The sequence below is a fragment of the Photorhabdus noenieputensis genome, assembly GCF_018448935.1.
In the GTDB taxonomy this organism is placed as follows: Bacteria; Pseudomonadota; Gammaproteobacteria; order Enterobacterales; family Enterobacteriaceae; genus Photorhabdus; species Photorhabdus noenieputensis.
In genome coordinates this window covers 71,550-89,844 of sequence record NZ_RCWC01000011.1, presented here as the reverse complement: position 1 = coordinate 89,844, position 18,295 = coordinate 71,550, and the positions used below count along the sequence as shown (strand labels likewise).

General features: G+C 44.2%; 14 protein-coding genes and 3 pseudogenes. 7 read left to right on the top strand and 10 right to left on the bottom strand.

The window, feature by feature from the left end; all coding sequences use genetic code 11:
- Positions 1-26: 26 nt before the first annotated feature.
- The gene (folA, locus tag EAE91_RS10080; protein WP_214088379.1) at positions 27-512 is read right to left on the bottom strand and encodes a type 3 dihydrofolate reductase; all 486 of its coding nucleotides are present in this window, start codon (positions 510-512) and stop codon (positions 27-29) included.
- 178 nt (positions 513-690) lie between these two features.
- Here folA and EAE91_RS10075 point away from each other — a divergent pair, with 178 nt between their 5' ends.
- Positions 691-1,305 carry a LysE family transporter gene (locus EAE91_RS10075; protein WP_214088378.1) on the top strand — a complete coding sequence of 205 codons (615 nt, stop codon included), beginning with the start codon at positions 691-693 and terminating at the stop codon, positions 1,303-1,305.
- A gap of 97 nt (positions 1,306-1,402) precedes the next feature.
- Here EAE91_RS10075 and carB read toward each other — a convergent pair whose 3' ends face one another.
- From carB to dapB, 3 genes are all read right to left on the bottom strand, one after another.
- Entirely contained in the window at positions 1,403-4,627 is a 3,225-nt protein-coding gene (gene carB / locus EAE91_RS10070) for a carbamoyl-phosphate synthase large subunit (protein WP_214088377.1), read from the bottom strand.
- A 15-nt stretch (positions 4,628-4,642) separates the two neighbouring features.
- The gene (gene carA, locus EAE91_RS10065) at positions 4,643-5,806 is read right to left on the bottom strand and encodes a glutamine-hydrolyzing carbamoyl-phosphate synthase small subunit (RefSeq protein WP_214088376.1); all 1,164 of its coding nucleotides are present in this window, start codon (positions 5,804-5,806) and stop codon (positions 4,643-4,645) included.
- 434 nt (positions 5,807-6,240) lie between these two features.
- Entirely contained in the window at positions 6,241-7,062 is an 822-nt protein-coding gene (dapB, locus tag EAE91_RS10060; protein ID WP_214088375.1) for a 4-hydroxy-tetrahydrodipicolinate reductase, read from the bottom strand.
- Between the two features lie 299 nt (positions 7,063-7,361).
- Between dapB and EAE91_RS10055 the strand changes: the two are divergent.
- The 5 genes and pseudogenes from EAE91_RS10055 to EAE91_RS24970 form a co-directional block, all read left to right on the top strand.
- A pseudogene (locus EAE91_RS10055) lies at positions 7,362-7,599 on the top strand (transposase); the annotation flags it as partial.
- Positions 7,600-7,813: 214 nt separating this feature from the next.
- On the top strand, positions 7,814-8,953 hold the full coding sequence (locus EAE91_RS10050; RefSeq protein WP_214088374.1) for a DNA cytosine methyltransferase: 1,140 nt from the start codon (positions 7,814-7,816) through the stop codon (positions 8,951-8,953).
- The gene (locus EAE91_RS10045; RefSeq protein WP_214088373.1) at positions 8,946-9,941 is read left to right on the top strand and encodes a DUF4928 family protein; all 996 of its coding nucleotides are present in this window, start codon (positions 8,946-8,948) and stop codon (positions 9,939-9,941) included. The genes EAE91_RS10050 and EAE91_RS10045 overlap by 8 nt, the downstream gene beginning before the upstream one ends.
- A 54-nt stretch (positions 9,942-9,995) precedes the next feature.
- Positions 9,996-10,580: pseudogene (locus EAE91_RS10040) on the top strand (AAA family ATPase); the annotation flags it as partial.
- A gap of 250 nt (positions 10,581-10,830) precedes the next feature.
- A pseudogene (locus EAE91_RS24970) lies at positions 10,831-10,923 on the top strand (IS982 family transposase); the annotation flags it as partial.
- Positions 10,924-10,935: 12 nt separating this feature from the next.
- Here EAE91_RS24970 and ispH read toward each other — a convergent pair.
- The 5 genes from ispH to ribF are packed head-to-tail and all read right to left on the bottom strand — an operon-like array spanning position 10,936 to position 16,631.
- A complete protein-coding gene (ispH, locus tag EAE91_RS10035; protein WP_214088372.1) occupies positions 10,936-11,889 on the bottom strand; it encodes a 4-hydroxy-3-methylbut-2-enyl diphosphate reductase in 954 nt (317 codons plus the stop codon).
- The gene (gene fkpB / locus EAE91_RS10030; RefSeq protein ID WP_214088371.1) at positions 11,870-12,340 is read right to left on the bottom strand and encodes an FKBP-type peptidyl-prolyl cis-trans isomerase; all 471 of its coding nucleotides are present in this window, start codon (positions 12,338-12,340) and stop codon (positions 11,870-11,872) included. Before fkpB ends, ispH begins: the two co-directional genes overlap by 20 nt.
- A gap of 5 nt (positions 12,341-12,345) precedes the next feature.
- Positions 12,346-12,849, bottom strand: coding sequence for a signal peptidase II (gene lspA, locus EAE91_RS10025; protein ID WP_214088370.1), 504 nt, complete (start codon positions 12,847-12,849; stop codon positions 12,346-12,348).
- Positions 12,849-15,662 carry an isoleucine--tRNA ligase gene (ileS, locus tag EAE91_RS10020; RefSeq protein ID WP_214088369.1) on the bottom strand — a complete coding sequence of 938 codons (2,814 nt, stop codon included), beginning with the start codon at positions 15,660-15,662 and terminating at the stop codon, positions 12,849-12,851. The genes lspA and ileS overlap by 1 nt, the downstream gene beginning before the upstream one ends.
- A 24-nt stretch (positions 15,663-15,686) precedes the next feature.
- Positions 15,687-16,631, bottom strand: a complete 945-nt coding sequence (gene ribF / locus EAE91_RS10015; RefSeq protein WP_214088368.1) for a bifunctional riboflavin kinase/FAD synthetase — start codon at positions 16,629-16,631, stop codon at positions 15,687-15,689.
- 350 nt (positions 16,632-16,981) lie between these two features.
- Here ribF and rpsT point away from each other — a divergent pair, with 350 nt between their 5' ends.
- Positions 16,982-17,245, top strand: a complete 264-nt coding sequence (gene rpsT, locus EAE91_RS10010; protein WP_036777011.1) for a 30S ribosomal protein S20 — start codon at positions 16,982-16,984, stop codon at positions 17,243-17,245.
- A 71-nt stretch (positions 17,246-17,316) separates the two neighbouring features.
- On the opposite strand, the gene nhaR is transcribed toward rpsT, so the two are convergent.
- Positions 17,317-18,231, bottom strand: coding sequence for a transcriptional activator NhaR (gene nhaR / locus EAE91_RS10005; RefSeq protein ID WP_214088367.1), 915 nt, complete (start codon positions 18,229-18,231; stop codon positions 17,317-17,319).
- Between the last annotated feature and the right edge of the window lie 64 nt (positions 18,232-18,295).

The window sequence follows — 18,295 nt, the reverse complement described above, 5'->3', positions numbered from 1 at the left end:
AAAAGCTCATCGGCGTGTTCCATCAATTAGAGGCGACGTTGTAAAATCTCAAAACAATAACTGTGAGAATTTAATTCATCGGCGTCATGGTATTCAGTAAATTCAGAATCCCATTCATCCGGTTCATAGTCAGGAAAATGCGTATCACCGATCACTTCTGCATCGATGTGCGTTAAGTACATCCGACTCGCTCGTGAAATAAATTGGTCATAAACTTTACCGCCACCCATGACCATAATCTCTTCTGCATTACCCGCCGCAGCCAGTGCTTCATCAACTGAGCTTACCCAGGTTACACGTTCATCATTACCCGGCTGATTACTCAATACAATATTGAGTCTTCCCGGCAACGGGTGACCTATGGATTCATAAGTCACTCTCCCCATAATAACGGGTTTATTCAATGTATTACGTTTAAACCAGGCTAAATCCCCTGGCAGATTCCACGGCATTTTACTCTCCATGCCGATAACCCGATCCATAGCTAAAGCAGCGATCAAGCTGATATTCATTAAGCCACCTTATAGGCAAATAGTATAAAAATTGATGACACTATACGGAAAGGGATGTACCCAGTCGATAGGCTCAACACCTTCTTAAGTACAAAAAATTAATTTATACTTGGTTTATTACTTAAGACATTTATTGATCAAAATAATAACAAAACTAATATTAACTATAGGGTACATTATGCTGGAAACATCACTAGTCGTCATCACTATCTCAACGTTGGGTATGCTCTCTCCCGGTCCTGATTTCTTTTTGGTAGTCAAAAATGCCATACGTTACCAACGTTCTGCCGCCATGATGACAGTTGTAGGCTTAATCGCCGCTATCGCTTGCCATATGGCTTACTGTGTCGCCGGGTTGGCTATTGTTATCAGCACAACACCGTGGCTATTTAATCTGATGAAATACGCCGGAGCGGCTTATCTTATTTGGATTGGGATCAATAGCCTGTTTTCTCGCGGTAGCAATAGCATCTCCCTAGACAATCAGCCACGACAGATTGTCACTTTTAAGAAAGCATTTATGCAGGGGTTTTTATGTAATTTGCTCAATCCCAAGGCAACGTTGTTCTTCCTAGCAATATTTACTCAGTTGCTAAATGTTAATTCGGGTGTTGGTGAAAAATTGTGGTATGCCTCTATTATCTGGGGATTGGCGGTTATCTATTGGCCACTATTAGTCATATTGATCCAAAGTGCCCCGGTACGCCGTGGGTTAGCTAAGACTCAGAAGATTATCGATAAACTACTAGGCATTGTTTTGATTGGCTTAGGTGTCAAAGTGGCGCTGGGATAGCAGACAGTGATTTTTTCTCTTTAATTTTTCAATAAACATAAAAAAGTGCGCTTAACAGAGCGCACCTTTTTATTACTTCAATTAATCAGAATAGAAACTAGCTATTAATCTGCGCATGCATTTCTTGTACAGAAATCACCTGCTCAGTTGGATCGGCACTCAGTGCCATTGTTGTCGCAAATCCACCATTTAACGTAGTGTCATAATGTACTTTATATTGCAGTGCACTACGGCGAATAAGTTTGGAATCCTCAATTGCCTGACGACCGGCAGTCGTGTTTACAATATAGCTATATTCACCATTTTTGATTCTATCCTGAATATGCGGACGCCCTTCGTGAACTTTATTCACCAGACGAGGGTTAATCCCCGCCTCACCGAGCACAACCGCAGTACCATGAGTCGCATCCAGTTCAAAGCCCTGTTTCAGCAACTTAGCGGCCAAATCCACAACCCGGCCTTTATCACCTTCACGCACTGACAGAAGCGCTCTACCACTTTGTGGCATTTTGGCACTACACCCCAATAGTGCTTTTGAGAAAGCTTCGGCAAATGTACGCCCAACTCCCATTACTTCTCCGGTTGACCGCATTTCAGGCCCAAGAATCGGGTCCACACCCGGGAATTTGTTGAAAGGCAATACAACCTCTTTCACCGAATAGTATGGAGGAATGATCTCCTGAGTTGCGCCTTGCTCAGCCAGAGATTGACCAACCATCACTCGCGCCGCAACTTTCGCCAGTGGTAAACCGGTCGCTTTAGAAACAAATGGCACAGTACGAGCTGCACGCGGGTTAACTTCAATCAGATAAACTTCGTCATTCTTGACGGCAAACTGGACATTCATCAAACCACGCACACCTAATTCAAACGCCAGTTTTTCTACCTGCTGACGCATAACGTCCTGAATTTCCTGACTTAGAGTGTAAGCAGGCAGTGAACAAGCTGAATCGCCGGAATGCACACCTGCTTGTTCAATATGTTCCATAATACCGCCGATCAATACACGCTCACCATCACAGATAGCGTCAACGTCCACTTCCACGGCATCATCAAGGAAACAATCAAGCAATACTGGGGCATCATTAGAGACATTGACCGCCGTCTGGAAGTAACGACGTAGGTCAGCTTCGTCATAGACGATTTCCATCGCACGGCCACCCAAAACATAGGATGGACGAACCACCAGCGGATAACCGAGAATGCTTGCCTTCTCAACTGCGCGTTCTATCGTGGTTACTGTAGCATTTTCAGGCTGTTTCAGGCCAAGGCGATTTACTGCCTGTTTGAAACGTTCACGATCTTCCGCACGATCAATCGCATCCGGGCTGGTACCAATAATGGGAACACCGGCGATTTCCAGTTCACGCGCCAATTTCAGCGGAGTCTGACCACCATACTGAACAATCACCCCTTTTGGCTGCTCAACACGTACAATCTCAAGAACATCTTCCAAAGTCACCGGTTCGAAATAGAGACGGTCCGAAGTATCGTAATCTGTTGAAACGGTTTCAGGGTTACAGTTCACCATGATGGTTTCATACCCATCTTCACGCAGTGCCAAGGCTGCATGAACACAGCAATAATCGAATTCAATCCCTTGCCCAATACGATTAGGACCACCACCCAATACCATGATTTTTGGCTTGTCACTATTCGGATTGGCCTCACACTCATCTTCATAAGTGGAATACATGTATGCCGTATCAGTCGCAAATTCTGCCGCACAGGTATCAACGCGTTTATAAACCGGATACAGATTATATTTGTGGCGCAGCTTACGGATCTCTTTTTCGGCCACACCAACCAGTTTCGCCAGACGTGCATCAGCAAAACCTTTGCGTTTCAGATGACGCAGGAAGTCAGCCGTCAAGCTGTTAATGCCCTGATCCGCCACCTGCTCTTCCAATCGCACCAGCTCTTCAATTTGCACTAAGAACCAGCGATCAATATCAGTCAGGTTAAACACACCATCAACCGACATCCCCGCACGGAAAGCATCAGCGATATACCAGATACGTTCAGCACCCGCATCTTTTAATTCGCGACGAATTTTAGTCAATGCTTCTGGATCATCTAAATTGACTTTCGGATCAAAACCGGTCGCGCCGATTTCCAAACCACGCAATGCTTTTTGCAGAGATTCTTGCTGAGTACGACCAATCGCCATCACCTCACCAACAGATTTCATCTGGGTTGTCAGACGATCATTGGCACCAGCAAATTTCTCGAAATTAAAGCGAGGAACCTTAGTAACTACGTAGTCGATAGAAGGTTCAAAGGAAGCTGGTGTGCGGCCGCCAGTGATATCATTCATCAATTCGTCAAGGGTATAGCCCACAGCCAATTTAGCGGCAATTTTAGCGATCGGGAAACCTGTCGCTTTCGAAGCCAGCGCAGAAGAGCGGGAAACACGTGGATTCATTTCGATGATAACTAAACGGCCATTTTTTGGGTTCACTGCAAACTGTACGTTAGATCCCCCAGTTTCTACACCGATTTCACGCAATACCGCCATCGAAGCGTTACGCATGATTTGATACTCTTTATCCGTCAGCGTTTGCGCCGGGGCAACTGTAATGGAATCACCGGTGTGAATCCCCATCGCATCAAAGTTTTCAATCGAGCAGACGATAATACAGTTATCATTTTTATCCCGCACGACCTCCATTTCATACTCTTTCCAACCAATCAGAGATTCATCAATCAAAAGTTCGTTGGTTGGTGAAAGATCCAGGCCACGCTCACAAATTTCCTCGAATTCTTCACGGTTATAAGCAATACCACCACCGCTTCCCCCCATAGTAAAGGAAGGACGGATAATACAAGGAAAACCGACTTTATCAGCAACTGCCAGCGCTTCTTCCATTGAATGGGCGATACCAGAACGCGGCGTTTCCAAGCCGATCTTTTTCATTGCTATATCGAAGCGGCGGCGATCTTCCGCTTTGTCAATCGCATCGGCGGTAGCACCAATCATGGTAACGCCAAACTCTTCCAGTACTCCCTGACGCTCCAGCTCTAGCGCACAGTTGAGTGCAGTTTGTCCGCCCATTGTTGGCAGAATCGCATCAGGACGCTCTTTTTCAATAATTTTACGCACCACTTCCCAGTGGATCGGCTCAATATAAGTGGCATCGGCCATTTCTGGATCAGTCATAATGGTAGCAGGGTTCGAGTTCACCAGAACAACACGATAACCTTCTTCCCGTAACGCTTTACAAGCTTGTGCTCCTGAGTAGTCGAATTCACAAGCCTGACCAATAACAATTGGGCCCGCTCCCAGGATCAGGATACTTTTAATATCAGTACGTTTTGCCATTTTATTTTCTCCTGATTACTTGGTGTTATGACGGTTATTTTTCTGACAATACTGTTCAATTAGGTCAATAAAGTGATCAAATAACGATGCGGTTTCATGTGGACCTGGGCTGGCTTCTGGGTGTCCCTGGAAACTAAATGCAGGCTTATCCGTACGATGAATCCCTTGCAACGTACCGTCAAACAGAGATTTATGAGTAACATTCAGATTTGACGGCAGTGATTCTTCATCTACAGCAAAACCGTGGTTTTGGGCAGTGATCATGACAACATTACATTCAAGATCTTTTACCGGATGGTTTCCACCATGATGGCCGAATTTCATTTTCATGGTTTCAGCACCACTCGCTAGTGCCAGCAATTGGTGTCCAAGACAGATACCAAAGATTGGAATCTCTGTCTCAAGCAAGGTTTTGATTGCTTCGATTGCATAGTCACAAGGTGCCGGATCCCCCGGTCCATTAGATAAGAAAATACCATCTGGATTCAGTTTCAGTACATCCTCAGCCGATGTCTGGGCAGGAACAACTGTCAGGCGGCAGCCACGATCCACCAGCATTCGCAAAATATTACGTTTTGCACCAAAGTCATAAGCAACAACATGATAAGGTAGATCCTGCTCTTGCTTATCTTCCGGTAATCCCCCCGCCAGCGTCCAGCTCCCCTGTAACCACGGATAAATCTGTTTAGTTGTCACCTCTTTTGCTAAATCCATCCCCTCCAGTCCCGGAAACGCTTGCGCTTTTTCCAGTGCAATCTGAGCGTCAACCTGTTTACCTGCTATAATACAACCATTCTGTGAACCCTTTTCTCTTAGCAAACGCGTAAGTTTACGGGTATCGATATCTGCTATCGCAACAATATTATGGCGTTTAAGGTAATCGGAAAGCGTTTCTTCGCAGCGGAAGTTACTGGTTAACAGAGGTAGATCACGAATCACTAGCCCTTGGGCCTGTACTTTTAATGATTCTTTATCGACTGAGTTAACACCGACATTACCAATATGGGGATAAGTAAGAGTGACAATTTGGCGGGAATAGGAAGGGTCTGTGAGAATTTCTTGATATCCGGTCATCGAGGTATTGAAAACCACTTCCCCAACTGCCGCCCCTTCCGCACCGATGGCACGACCGTGGAATTGGGTTCCGTCTTCCAGAACCAATATAGCTGACTTAATCAAAACACCCTCCAAAGAATAATTACTCGCAATTAGTGCATATTAATTCAGATTTGTTCCTCAAAATCAATGCCAAAGCTGCTTTTTAGGCAAAATTTTGGCAAATTGCGCGCATTCTAATGATGAGAAGGTGTGTTGTCTACAAAAAATGTTACTTTTCTTATTTTTTTACACATTTCACTGAGTAAATTAATAAAATAAGACTAAAAACAGCAACAAAACTAATTCAGAAAACGGTAATCAGCATAGAAAACTTGATTATCAGATGAAAAGCTGAAAATAATCATGGAAAGGAGAAAAAAGCAGAAAATTAAGGTTGGGAATAAGACAAAAATAGAAAAAATAGACCAAAAAATAATAAAATTAAATAAAGAAATTGAAAATCGCATAATGAAATATTTAATTATGCGATATCAATAAATTAAAAAAATTTTCTTTCAAAGTAAATCGAGATTCAACACATCTTTCATATCAAAAAGACCACTATTTTTACCATTTAGCCATAAAGCAGCCTTTACAGCGCCATTTGCAAACGTCATCCGACTGGAAGCCTTGTGAGTTATCTCTACTCTCTCCCCAATATCTGCAAACATAGCGGTATGCTCACCCACGATATCCCCGGCACGAATAGTCGCAAAACCAATACTTTTCGCATCACGCTCACCGGTATAACCTTCACGGGCATAGACAGCACACGTTTTAAGATCCCGTCCCAAAGCATGCGCAATAGATTCTCCCATTGCTAAAGCTGTTCCTGATGGCGCATCCACTTTATGATGGTGATGCGCTTCGATAATTTCGATATCGCTATACTCACCCATCACTTTCGCTGCTTTTTCCAATAACTTAAGTACCAGATTCACACCCACGCTGAAATTCGCGGCAAAAACAATCGGGATATCAGCAGAAGCTTCTTTAATTGACTGCTTACCAGCCTCATCGAAGCCAGTTGTACCGATCACTATCGCTTTACTGTTCTGGCGACAAATTTCAAGATGAGCCAACGTTCCTTCCGGACGGGTAAAATCGATAAGGACATCAAAATTATCAACGATACTTTTCAAGTCATCACAAACAGTCACACCTGCATGACCAATACCCGCTAACTCTCCGGCATCTGCACCAATCAGAGAAGAGCCTGAACGTTCCAAAGCTGCGCCAAGAGCCACACCATCTAATTGATAAATAGCCCGAATCAACTGACGTCCCATACGCCCACCAGCGCCAACAATAGCAACTCGAATATCTGTATCAGCCATAAGCCCTCACTCTATTTAACACGATGATCAGCCAGATGAACGCCTTAAGTAAAGAGCGGATATGCTACTTTACTTTTATCTGGCACAACATTTCAGATTATTTAACTAACCTGAACTCTGGATAAAAAATGGAACTAAATGCCTGTTCCAAAATCAAAATCTCCGACCAAGAAAAAAGAGAACGTATGAGGAACAGGCATGAATAAATTAGTTGAACTCTTCTGCGATGTCGATGATTTTTGCCGTGTGTTCATTCCATCCTGGAAACAACAGGGTATTGAGAAAGGAAATCGTCAGCGCACATGAAGGCAAAAGCGCTCTCAGTGTGGGATACGGTGATGTTATCAAAGCGTTTCATCATATAAACCATCAAATGATCAGTTAAAGAATATTTCTCAGATAGAGCATTCACGGCATCATAGTGTACAGGTATTAATGTTGAATGTGTTGGGTGGACTCATCGCTTATTGTCTCAAAGAGAACAAACCGTCACTGAATATTTCCCGCTCAGAAATGAATATGTTAGTGACGGCTTAACCAGTATTCAGGTTAATTAAAACAACGGGCCGGATAAAAAAACCAGCACTTTATCAATAACCCGATAGCTCTACTGAATTGTTGGATGAATGAAGTAAGGGAAGCAAAAGCGCGGGAGGCAGCGTTTAATCAAAAGCTGAAGCAACCTTTGTCCTGTATGTGACTAATGAACCTGTTTATGGGATGATACGGGGCGAATTGAAGGAGGAACCAAGTGAATATAGTGCCGCTTCGCCGTCAACACGATTGGACAGCTTTAGAGTTTTTTGCTGGTATCGGCCTGGCAAGGGCAGGTTTGGAACTCGCTGGTATAAAAACTCTTTGGGCTAATGACTACGACATTAATAAAAAGGCTATGTACGAAGGCCAGTGGGGAGGCAACGAGCTTTTGCTGGCTGATGTGCATTCGCTTTGTGGCGATGATCTACCAACTGTAGATGTTGCATGGTCCTCTTCACCGTGTACAGATCTCAGCCTTGCAGGAAAAAGGGCCGGTTTACGTGGTGGACGTGAATCATCTGCTTTTTTTGGGTTTACTCGTCTGATAGCAGAGATGAAAGAGCGAAAACCTAAAGTTATAGCCCTGGAGAATGTGACTGGTCTTGCTTCATCTCATAATCGTGAAGATTTGCGTGCGGCAGCCAAGGAGTTCAATTCACTAGGTTATGCTGTAGATGCCATTACTCTAGATGCTCGCCGCTTTATCCCGCAATCACGCCCACGTTTATTCCTAATTGGCGCTCAGTATCCTATTGACGGCGGGGAGCAAGATACTTGCTTACGCCCTGATTGGCTTGCTTGGCTTCATGAAGACGCTGAAGTTCGTACTTTTATGATGCCGCTACCAAAAGCACCAGATTTACTCAGCGAAGGTTTAACCCGTGAAATAGAACAAATGCCGCATAATGACCCTAGATGGTGGGGAGGCGATCGGGTTAAACGATTTGTAGACTCAATGGCTCCAGTCCAACGAGAACGGTTGGAAGCATTTATCGAATTACCAAACATGACTGCCCGAACAGCTTATCGTCGTACCCGGAACGGAATTCCTGTATGGGAAATGCGAGCCGAAGATGTCTCTGGTTGTTTGCGTACCGCACGTGGTGGTTCATCAAAGCAAGCGGTAGTAATTATGGGCGGCGGCAGTGTGAAAATCAGGTGGATGACTGGACTAGAATATGCACGTCTGATGGGGGCCGGTTGGTATTCTCTTGATAATATGCGCGATTCACAAGTTCATTATGGGTTTGGTGATGCCGTTGCTGTACCTGTTGTCGGATGGATCGCCAAGCACATGCTCATTCCACACCTGGTTAGTATTCAGATGTTCGATGGAAAAATAATAAATGGGTGAGAAAGATACTCTTATTGAGCAGTATTTGAATGCAGCTAAAGCGTGGTATGAAAGCCAGCGGGCACAAAATGGCTCCATAAATACCAATGTCATGAACGTGGGGCTTGTGGTTTCACGCATGATCGCTGATGGTTTTCCCGTCGATGATGGCCGACTTTACAGCGAGGGTAGGAGCCAGGTTCGTGGTTTAAGTGGCAACACTATCGCCAAGATTCTTGAACAGCATGGCGAGACCCGTCTATTTACACGAGAGGGTGGGAGAACATCGAGAGGAACGATCCACTTAGCGGTTTCATTTCGCGACGCTATGAATGGCATCAATCGCTCTTCTGGAGCTACGTTGGACACTAATCATCTCTCTTTGTTGCTTGAAGATTTCTTCACAAACTGTGTTCGCATTGATTATTTCGATAAACAAAGAATTACGGTCGATATTGAAACCACCAAACCAGTATCATCGATCATTTCTGATATTCTGGATGCAGCGGCTGAACGTTCTGATAAACCCACCGGGGTTGTTCTCCAACATCTAATTGGTGCGAAATTACAATTGCGTTTTCCAGAAATTAAGATCGGCCTCGACCGAGCTAATGCAGCAGATATGCAAACCGATCGGGAAGGTGATTTTCAAGTTGGAACGACAGCATTTCATGTCACTACAGCCCCTATGGAAAAGCTTGTTTCTCGCTGCGTTGAAAACAAGAGAGCTGGTTACCGACCTGTAATACTGACGCTGGAAAGTAAGGTATTGGCTGCTCGTCAAATGGCTGAAAACGTTGGCATGTCTGACCAAATCTCCGTTCAAGCAGCAGAAGTTTTCATTGGTACTAATATTGAAGAAATTGCTATCTATGAAAGTGATAGAATACGCAAGGGAGTTGCTCATTTGATACGTACATATAACGAACGTATCTCAAATATTGAGATCGATAAATCCCTTATGATCGATGAGCCAAAGTGGATTGTGAAACTTCTTTCAAGAGATTGATGGGGATATCTCTTATTTAGGGTAAATCAAAATTTCGCATAGGAAGGAAATCTGGTGGCAATAATACGCAGATTGGTTCTGAAAAACTTCAAACGATTTAAAAATCTTGAATTAGAATTCGATCCCGAATTAAATATTCTGGTTGGCGGCAATGAAGCTGGCAAAAGTTCGGTGCTCCAGGCAATTGATATCGTGCTCAACGCCAGTCGAAGTAAGGTAGAATCGCTCGGTCTTGAAACCCTTTTCAATATGGAATGTATCTCGGAATTCCTGAAAGGTGAGAGAAAAATCGTCGAACTACCTGAGCTGCTGATAGAGGTATACCTAGATGGGATTGAAGGCCACCACGAACTAGATGGCCGTAATAATAGCAAGGGCATAGATCACTTAGGCATCAAGTTGGTATGCAAGCCTGTTGATAAATACACACAAGAAATTCAGACGATTTTAGCTGAGAGGCACGATAACTTTCCTTTTGAGTACTATAGCATCCGTTTTCTAACCTTCACGGACGAGACTATCCTTCCATATAAAAAACCGCTCAAGCACTTACTCATAGATAGTTCTCAGATCAATAGCGAGTATGCCACTCGTGAGTATACCCGCACCATGTATACCACTCATGCGTCTGTTGTAGAGCGTAATCATCACAGTTTTGAGTACCGTAAAGCTAAGTCTGAGTTTAAGAGAGTAGTTTTCAAAACGATGAATGATGCATTGGACATCTACAAATTCGATGTTCGGACAAGCCCAAAAGCGAATGTCGAAACGGATATTATTATTACTGAAGGCGATATCCCGATCGATAGTAAGGGGAAAGGTCGCCAATGCTTTATCAAGACGGAATTTGCCTTGCGCAATCGCGAACACGTACTTGATATCCTCCTCCATGTTAGATCGGGTGATTGCATACTGCCTCAAATGGAAGAAGCCATCACTGAAAGTTTTCTACTCAGAAGAAGATTTCCCAGTGATGGCTTAAACGGAATTCGAGTTAGCTAATTTCTTTAACTTCAACACGTAACTCTTTCGGCACTTCAAACACAATATTTTCTTCCCTACCATGTAATTCCCTAACGGAATCAGCCCCAAGATTTTTCAGGCGTTCAATAACTTGCTGAACTAAAATATCCGGTGCCGAAGCGCCAGCGGTTACACCAACCAAGGAGGTACCGGTAATCCACTCTTCTTTAATATCCTCAGCAGAATCTATCAGATAAGCGGGCTTACCAACTCGCTGAGCTAGCTCAGCAAGACGATTTGAGTTAGATGAATTCTTCGAACCCACAACCAAGACAACATCAGCATCAGACGCCAGATCCCGCACCGCTTCCTGGCGGTTAGTCGTCGCATAGCAGATATCATCTTTACGGGGACCAACAATGTTTGGGAACCGCGCGTTAAGTGCATCAATCACTGCTGAAGTATCATCAACGGATAACGTGGTTTGAGTCATAAAACACAAGTTGTCTTCATCTTTGACTTTCAAATTCCATACGTCTTCTGGAGATTCAACCAGATACATTCCACCTTCCACATTGTTGTACTGCCCCATTGTACCTTCAACTTCTGGATGTCCAGCGTGACCAATCAGAATAGCTTCTTTACCCTTGCGGCTGGCTCTTGCTACCTCCATATGGACTTTAGTCACTAAAGGACAAGTCGCATCGAACAACATGGTCAAATTGCGAGAACGCGCTTCTGCACGAATAGCCTGTGAAACACCGTGTGCCGAAAAAATCAGAATCGCATCATCCGGTACATCTGAAATTTCTTCAATAAAGATAGCCCCCCGCTTGCGCAGGTTATCTACAACATAACGGTTATGCACAACTTCATGACGAACGTAGATCGGCGCTCCATATAATTCCAGTGCGCGTTCTACAATACTGATAGCACGGTCAACACCGGCACAAAAACCACGGGGATTAGCCAGCAATATCTGCATGGTTTTCCTCCAATTGTGGATCAATTTCCAACACTTCAATTTCAAACGTAACGTTCTGATCAGCTAACGGGTGATTGAAATCAACAGTCACAGATTCTTCTGTTACGGCTTTGACAATGCCCGGCATTTCACTGCCATTCATCGCCGTAAATAACATTATAGTGCCAATTTCAGGTATACCCGTTTCAGCAAAATCACGCGGAGTAAAATATTGGATCAGGTCAGGATTCGGTTTACCAAATACATTCTCACCAGCCAGAGTAAAGCTATGTTTATCTCCCTCTTTTAGCCCAGTAAGCTGCTGTTCCAAAGGTGAGGAAAGGGTTCCATCACCTAAACGAAATAATGCAGGTTTCCCCTGAGTGTAAGAGGAGTCGGCAATGGAGCCATCTTGCAGTTTTAAAGTGAAATGCAGTAAAACTGCACTATCCGCCTGCACCTGGTTTGACATATTACTTATCCCACTTTGATTGTCTTTTCATCAGGGCTTAAAAAGCTATCAATGATAACCAATCCAGCCCCGATACATATCGCCATATCGGCGATATTAAAAGTTGGAAAGTGCCAATCACCGACATAAAAATCAATAAAATCGATGACAAAACCATGAACCAACCGGTCAAACAGATTACCCAATGCTCCACCAATAATCAGGGCATAAGCGATATTATTCAGTTTCTTCTTTGCACTGGCACGATACATCATCACCATCAACACAACTGAAATAGCAACGGCAATGAATGCAAAGAACCAACGCTGCCAACCGTCTTTCTCTGCCAAAAAACTGAAAGCCGCCCCAAAATTCTGGGCATAAGTCAGATTAAAATAAGGTATCAATGGAACGGATTCATACAGATGAAAGTGTTGCAACACTAGCTGTTTACTTCCCAGATCCAAAATCAATACCACAACAACTAACCAAAGCCAGCGAAGGCCGGTGGAGCAAATGGGTTTATTCATCAGGCAAACTTACGCTCTTCGCCGTTACCGGCAACATTAGTTACACAGCGGCCACAAAGTTCTGCGTGTTCCGCCACCAATCCCACATCTTTAGCGTAATGCCAGCAACGAGGACATTTTTCGCCATCCGCTTTACGGAAAGCAATTTTTAAGCCACTGATTTCGCTTTGTTGTGCATCTTCACCAGCCTGTTCATAATCTGCAACAACAACCTGAGATGTTAGCAGAACGAAACGCAATTCATCTCCGAGGCTATTGAGTTTGTCCGCCAGTTCATTATCGGCGTACAGCGTCACTGCGGCTTCCAATGAACTACGGATATGTTTGTCTGCACGTGCCTGCTCCAACACTTTGTTAACTTCACCACGCACTGCCAGCAAATCAGCCCAAAAAGCATCATTCATTGCTTCGCCCGCGGCCAGACCAAACAAACCGTCATACCACTCTTCGGTAAATACATATTGAGCACGTTTGCCAGGCAACTCATTCCAAACTTCATCGGCAGTAAAGGAGAGGATAGGTGCCATCCAGCGAACCAACGCTTCCGCAATATGATAGAGCGCAGTCTGACAACTACGACGCGCCACGCTATCGCTCTTAGCGGTGTACTGACGGTCTTTAATGATATCGAGATAGAACGATCCCATCTCCACAGAACAGAATTGCATCATACGCTGAACAACGGTATGAAAATCATATTCATCGTAGCATTTTGCAATTTCAGCCTGAGCTGCCTGAGCTCTGCCTACAGCCCAACGATCCAGCACTGCCATCTCTTCTGGTTCAACCTTATGTTGCTCAGGATCAAAACCATTCAAGTTTGCCAGCAAGAAACGCGCCGTGTTACGGATACGACGATATGCATCAGCAGAGCGTTTCAAGATCTCATCGGATACCGCAATTTCACCGGTGTAATCGGTAGAAGCAACCCATAGACGCAGAATATCTGCCCCTAATTTATTTATGACATCCTGCGGACTGACAGTATTACCGATAGATTTAGACATCTTACGGCCCTGACCATCAACAGTGAAACCATGCGTTAACACCTGACGGTAAGGCGCTTTACCTTTTATTGCCGTTGAGATCATCAAGGAAGACATAAACCAACCACGGTGCTGATCTGAACCTTCAAGATAGATATCCGCAGCGTTACCTTGGAATTCAGGGCGATCATCAACCACCGTTGCGTGAGTTGATCCCGAATCGAACCATACATCCAACGTATCAAAAATTTTGACATAGTTAGCCGCGTCATCACCTAGCAGTTCGGCTGGTTCCAGATCCCACCACGCCTGAATACCGTCAACTTCAACACGTTTTGCAACTTCTTCCATCAATTCGATAGTACGTGGATGAAGTTCTTCTGTCTCTTTATGGACAAAAAGAGACATCGGCGTACCCCAAGTACGTTGACGTGAAATACACCAATCAGGACGGTTTTCAACCATTGCCTCAATACGGGCCTGACCCCAACCCGGAATCCACTGAACTCCTTTGATCTCTTGCAACGATTGTTTACGCAGACCATTTTGATCCATGCTGACAAACCACTGCGGCGTGGCACGGAAAATGATAGGCGTCTTATGGCGCCAACAACAAGGATAACTGTGCTGTAATTTTTCCAAATGCAACAAGGCATTGTTTTCACTCAGGATATTCAGCACAACATCATTCGCCTTAAAGACAAACATGCCATCTAGTGAAGGATAAGTACCGGGCAGATAGCAACCATTGGGGCCAACCGGATTTGCAACTTCCAAGCCATATTTCTGACCAAGAACAAAGTCGTCCGGGCCATGACCTGGTGCCGTGTGCACAGCACCGGTACCTGCATCCAGAGTTACATGATCACCTAGCACAACCGGCGAATCAAAGCCCATAAAGGGATGTTTAAAGCGCAACAGCTCCAATGCAGCACCTGCACAACTCCCCAATACCACCCACGAAGTTATACCCGCTCGCTGCATCACACTTTCTACCAAATCAGCAGCCAGAATCAGACATTCGCCCTCAATCTGCACTAATTGATAGCTAAATTCAGCGTGCAAAGCGATCGCCCGGTTAGCCGGCAACGTCCACGGTGTAGTTGTCCAGATAACCAGAGAGACCGGCTGATCTGATGCCTGCACACCAAATTTCTCACAAACGGCTGCTGCATCAACCGCCTTAAAACGCACGTCAATCGATGGCGAAGTTTTATCGTAATACTCAACTTCCGCCTCGGCCAATGATGAACCACAATCAGCACACCAGTGAACAGGTTTAGCGCCTTTTAACAAATGACCATTAGCGATAATACGGCTCAATGCGCGAATAATGTTGGCTTCGGTCTTAAAGTCCATCGTCAGATATGGACGTTCCCAGTCACCTAATACGCCCAGACGAATAAAGTCTTTCTTCTGACCTTCAATCTGCTCTTTGGCATATTTGCGGCACTCGGCACGAAATTCAGCGGCGGAAAATTTTTCCCCGGGCTTACCAATAATCTGCTCAACCTTAAGTTCAATAGGTAAACCGTGGCAATCCCAACCAGGAATATATGGCGAGTCATATCCCGCCATCCCTTTGGATTTAATAATAATATCTTTGAGAATCTTATTGACTGAGTGACCAATATGAATACTGCCATTCGCGTAAGGAGGGCCGTCATGCAGAATAAATGTTTTTTTACCGGCTTTTGCTTTACGAATTACCTGATACAACTCATCTTTGTACCAACGTTTTAACATATCTGGTTCGCGCTTTGCTAAATCTCCACGCATTGGAAACCCTGTTTCTGGCAGATTCAGGGTGTTTTTATAGTCACTCATTCGATTCTCAATTCCAATTTTCCGCTAGATACATGACACAGGTCGCTGTTTAAGAAATTCCCTAGCAGCGACCAAATCATTAGCAATTTGCTGCTTGAGTGCATCAAGGGAAGCAAACCGCTGCTCATTACGCAATTTTTTGCGTAACACCACATCAATATAACGCCCATAGAGATCCATTTGGGTATCAATTAGATGTACTTCAAGTTGTTGACCCTGACCAGAAACTGTTGGGCGTGTACCAATATTGGCAACACCCGGTAAAGGCTTGTTTCCTAAACCATAGACTTCAACAACATAAACGCCTTGTACAGGAGCCACTAATCGTTTTAACGGCAAATTCGCTGTTGGAAAACCAATAGTGCTCCCTAGCCGTTTACCATGAACGACCCGGCCACAAATGCTATATGGATGCCCTAATAATGTTTCGGCTAATACCAAATCATCATTTTGCAACGCTTGACGGATAGCTGTGCTGCTAATCCGCAAACCATTATCACAAAAACTTTCACTGTTGGTCACGTCAAAGCCATATGTTTCACCGGCTCGCTGCAAAAAGGCAAAATCACCACTGCGAGCTTGACCAAAACGAAAGTCGTCTCCTACAGCGAGAAACTTAACACCCAATTTTTCCACCAGCAACCGCGAAACAAAAGCCTCTGGCGTATTTGCCGCAAAATTTCTGTCAAATTTCACGCATAATAAATAATCCACTCCACATTGGGCGAGATATTTGGCTTTATCCCTCAATCTCGTCAGACGTGCGGGAGCATTACCCTTAGCAAAAAACTCCAAGGGTTGTGGCTCAAAAATCATGACCATTACTGGTAATCCCAGACGCTGCCCTTCGTGTTTTAAGTGTTTCAGTAGTGCCTGATGACCTCTGTGAACGCCATCAAAATTACCAATCGTCAACACGCAACCGCGGTGACATGTCCGGATATTACTTATACCGCGAATTAGCTCCATAGCTGGCTCAATACCCTGGAAATTGCCAAATTATACCTTGTACAAAGCTCAAGGTTAACCCACCATCATAAGATGATTTAAATCAATAGCCCTGATTCATACAACAAAAACGAGCAGGAATCCCGAAAAATATTCATTTTATTTCTATCTGGACTATTCAATGAGATTTTTATTGTGAAAGACTGTATTCCCTCTAAGTAAGCTGATAAAATCCTGCGCCATCACAACGAAACAAGTTGCCGCGGTACAACGGCGCTTATTTGCACAAATCCATTGACAAAAGAAGGCTGAACAGGCATATTCCTCGGCCTTTGAATTGTCCTCGATAGAATATATTTGGGAGTTGGACCTTGGCTAATATCAAATCAGCTAAGAAACGCGCCATACAGTCTGAAAAACGTCGTCAGCACAACGCTAGCCGTCGTTCTATGGTGCGTACCTTCATCAAGAAGGTATATGCTGCTATCGCTACTGGCGATAAAGAAGCTGCTCAGAAAGCATTTAATGACATGCAACCTATTGTCGATCGTCACGCCTGTAAGGGTCTGATCCACAAAAACAAAGCAGCACGTCATAAATCTAATCTGACGGCTCAAATCAACGCAATGCAATAATTTGCGTTTGGATTACTGAAAAACCGGCCTGCGCCGGTTTTTTTGTGTTTGCAGTTATTATCAATTATTTTTCAAGTACGCTTCTTAGATGGCACATTAAACAACGCAGAAAAATCTTTATTACATACCCTTTGAACAGCCGGGTGCTGAATCATTCGTTCAGCAAAAATCACATAATACTCTTCCTGCACAGCATCCAACCGACCGATTTCGACAATATCATTATCTGCAAAAATATCATTGGTATACAAAGATGGCGCTACAAAAATCGCATTATGATACATACCAAACGCTTTCATTAACGCGGCATCATCAAACTCACCCAATACTTCAACCTGAAGATTTTTATTACGTATCCAAGTCAACAACTTACGCCCCAACATAGAGCGACGCCCTGGAACCAATAAACGACGTTCCTCCAAACATTCCGGGAAAGGTTTTTCCGGGATAGGTTGTCGGCAGAAAAAACTCACATTACATTCACCCAGTTTTACTGAGAATAGCCCTTCCTGTTGGGAAGAATCCACCGGGCAATCAGACAATATCATATCGAGTTTGTGCTGGCTGAGTTGTTCCAACAACAATTCATGGGTTGATTCAAAACAACGTAGATGGATCTGTTCATGCTCCACAACCGCCGTTTCCAATACCTGGCTAACTAGACGTTTGGACAGTGCATCAGCAACACCAACATCAAATAAAAGGTTAGATTCACGGCTGTAGTTAACAATATCCAACATCTCCTGGCTCAACATAAACATCTTATCCGCATAGCGGAAGATAAGCTGCCCTAGTTCTGATGGTACTAAACCCCGACCTTGACGTTTGAACAGCTTGCCTCCCAGACGCTCTTCCAGAGCCTTTATCTGTCCAGTGATAGTCTGGGGTGTTAAATAAAGTGCCTCTGCCGCCCCAACCACAGATCCTTCCTTGCAAACATGCCAGAAATAATAGAGATGATTAAAATTCAGATGTGACACCCGCATATATTTTTCCTTGTGTATCGCTTTCGTCTAACAGACTGCCTAGCCATACATCTCTAATTTACCG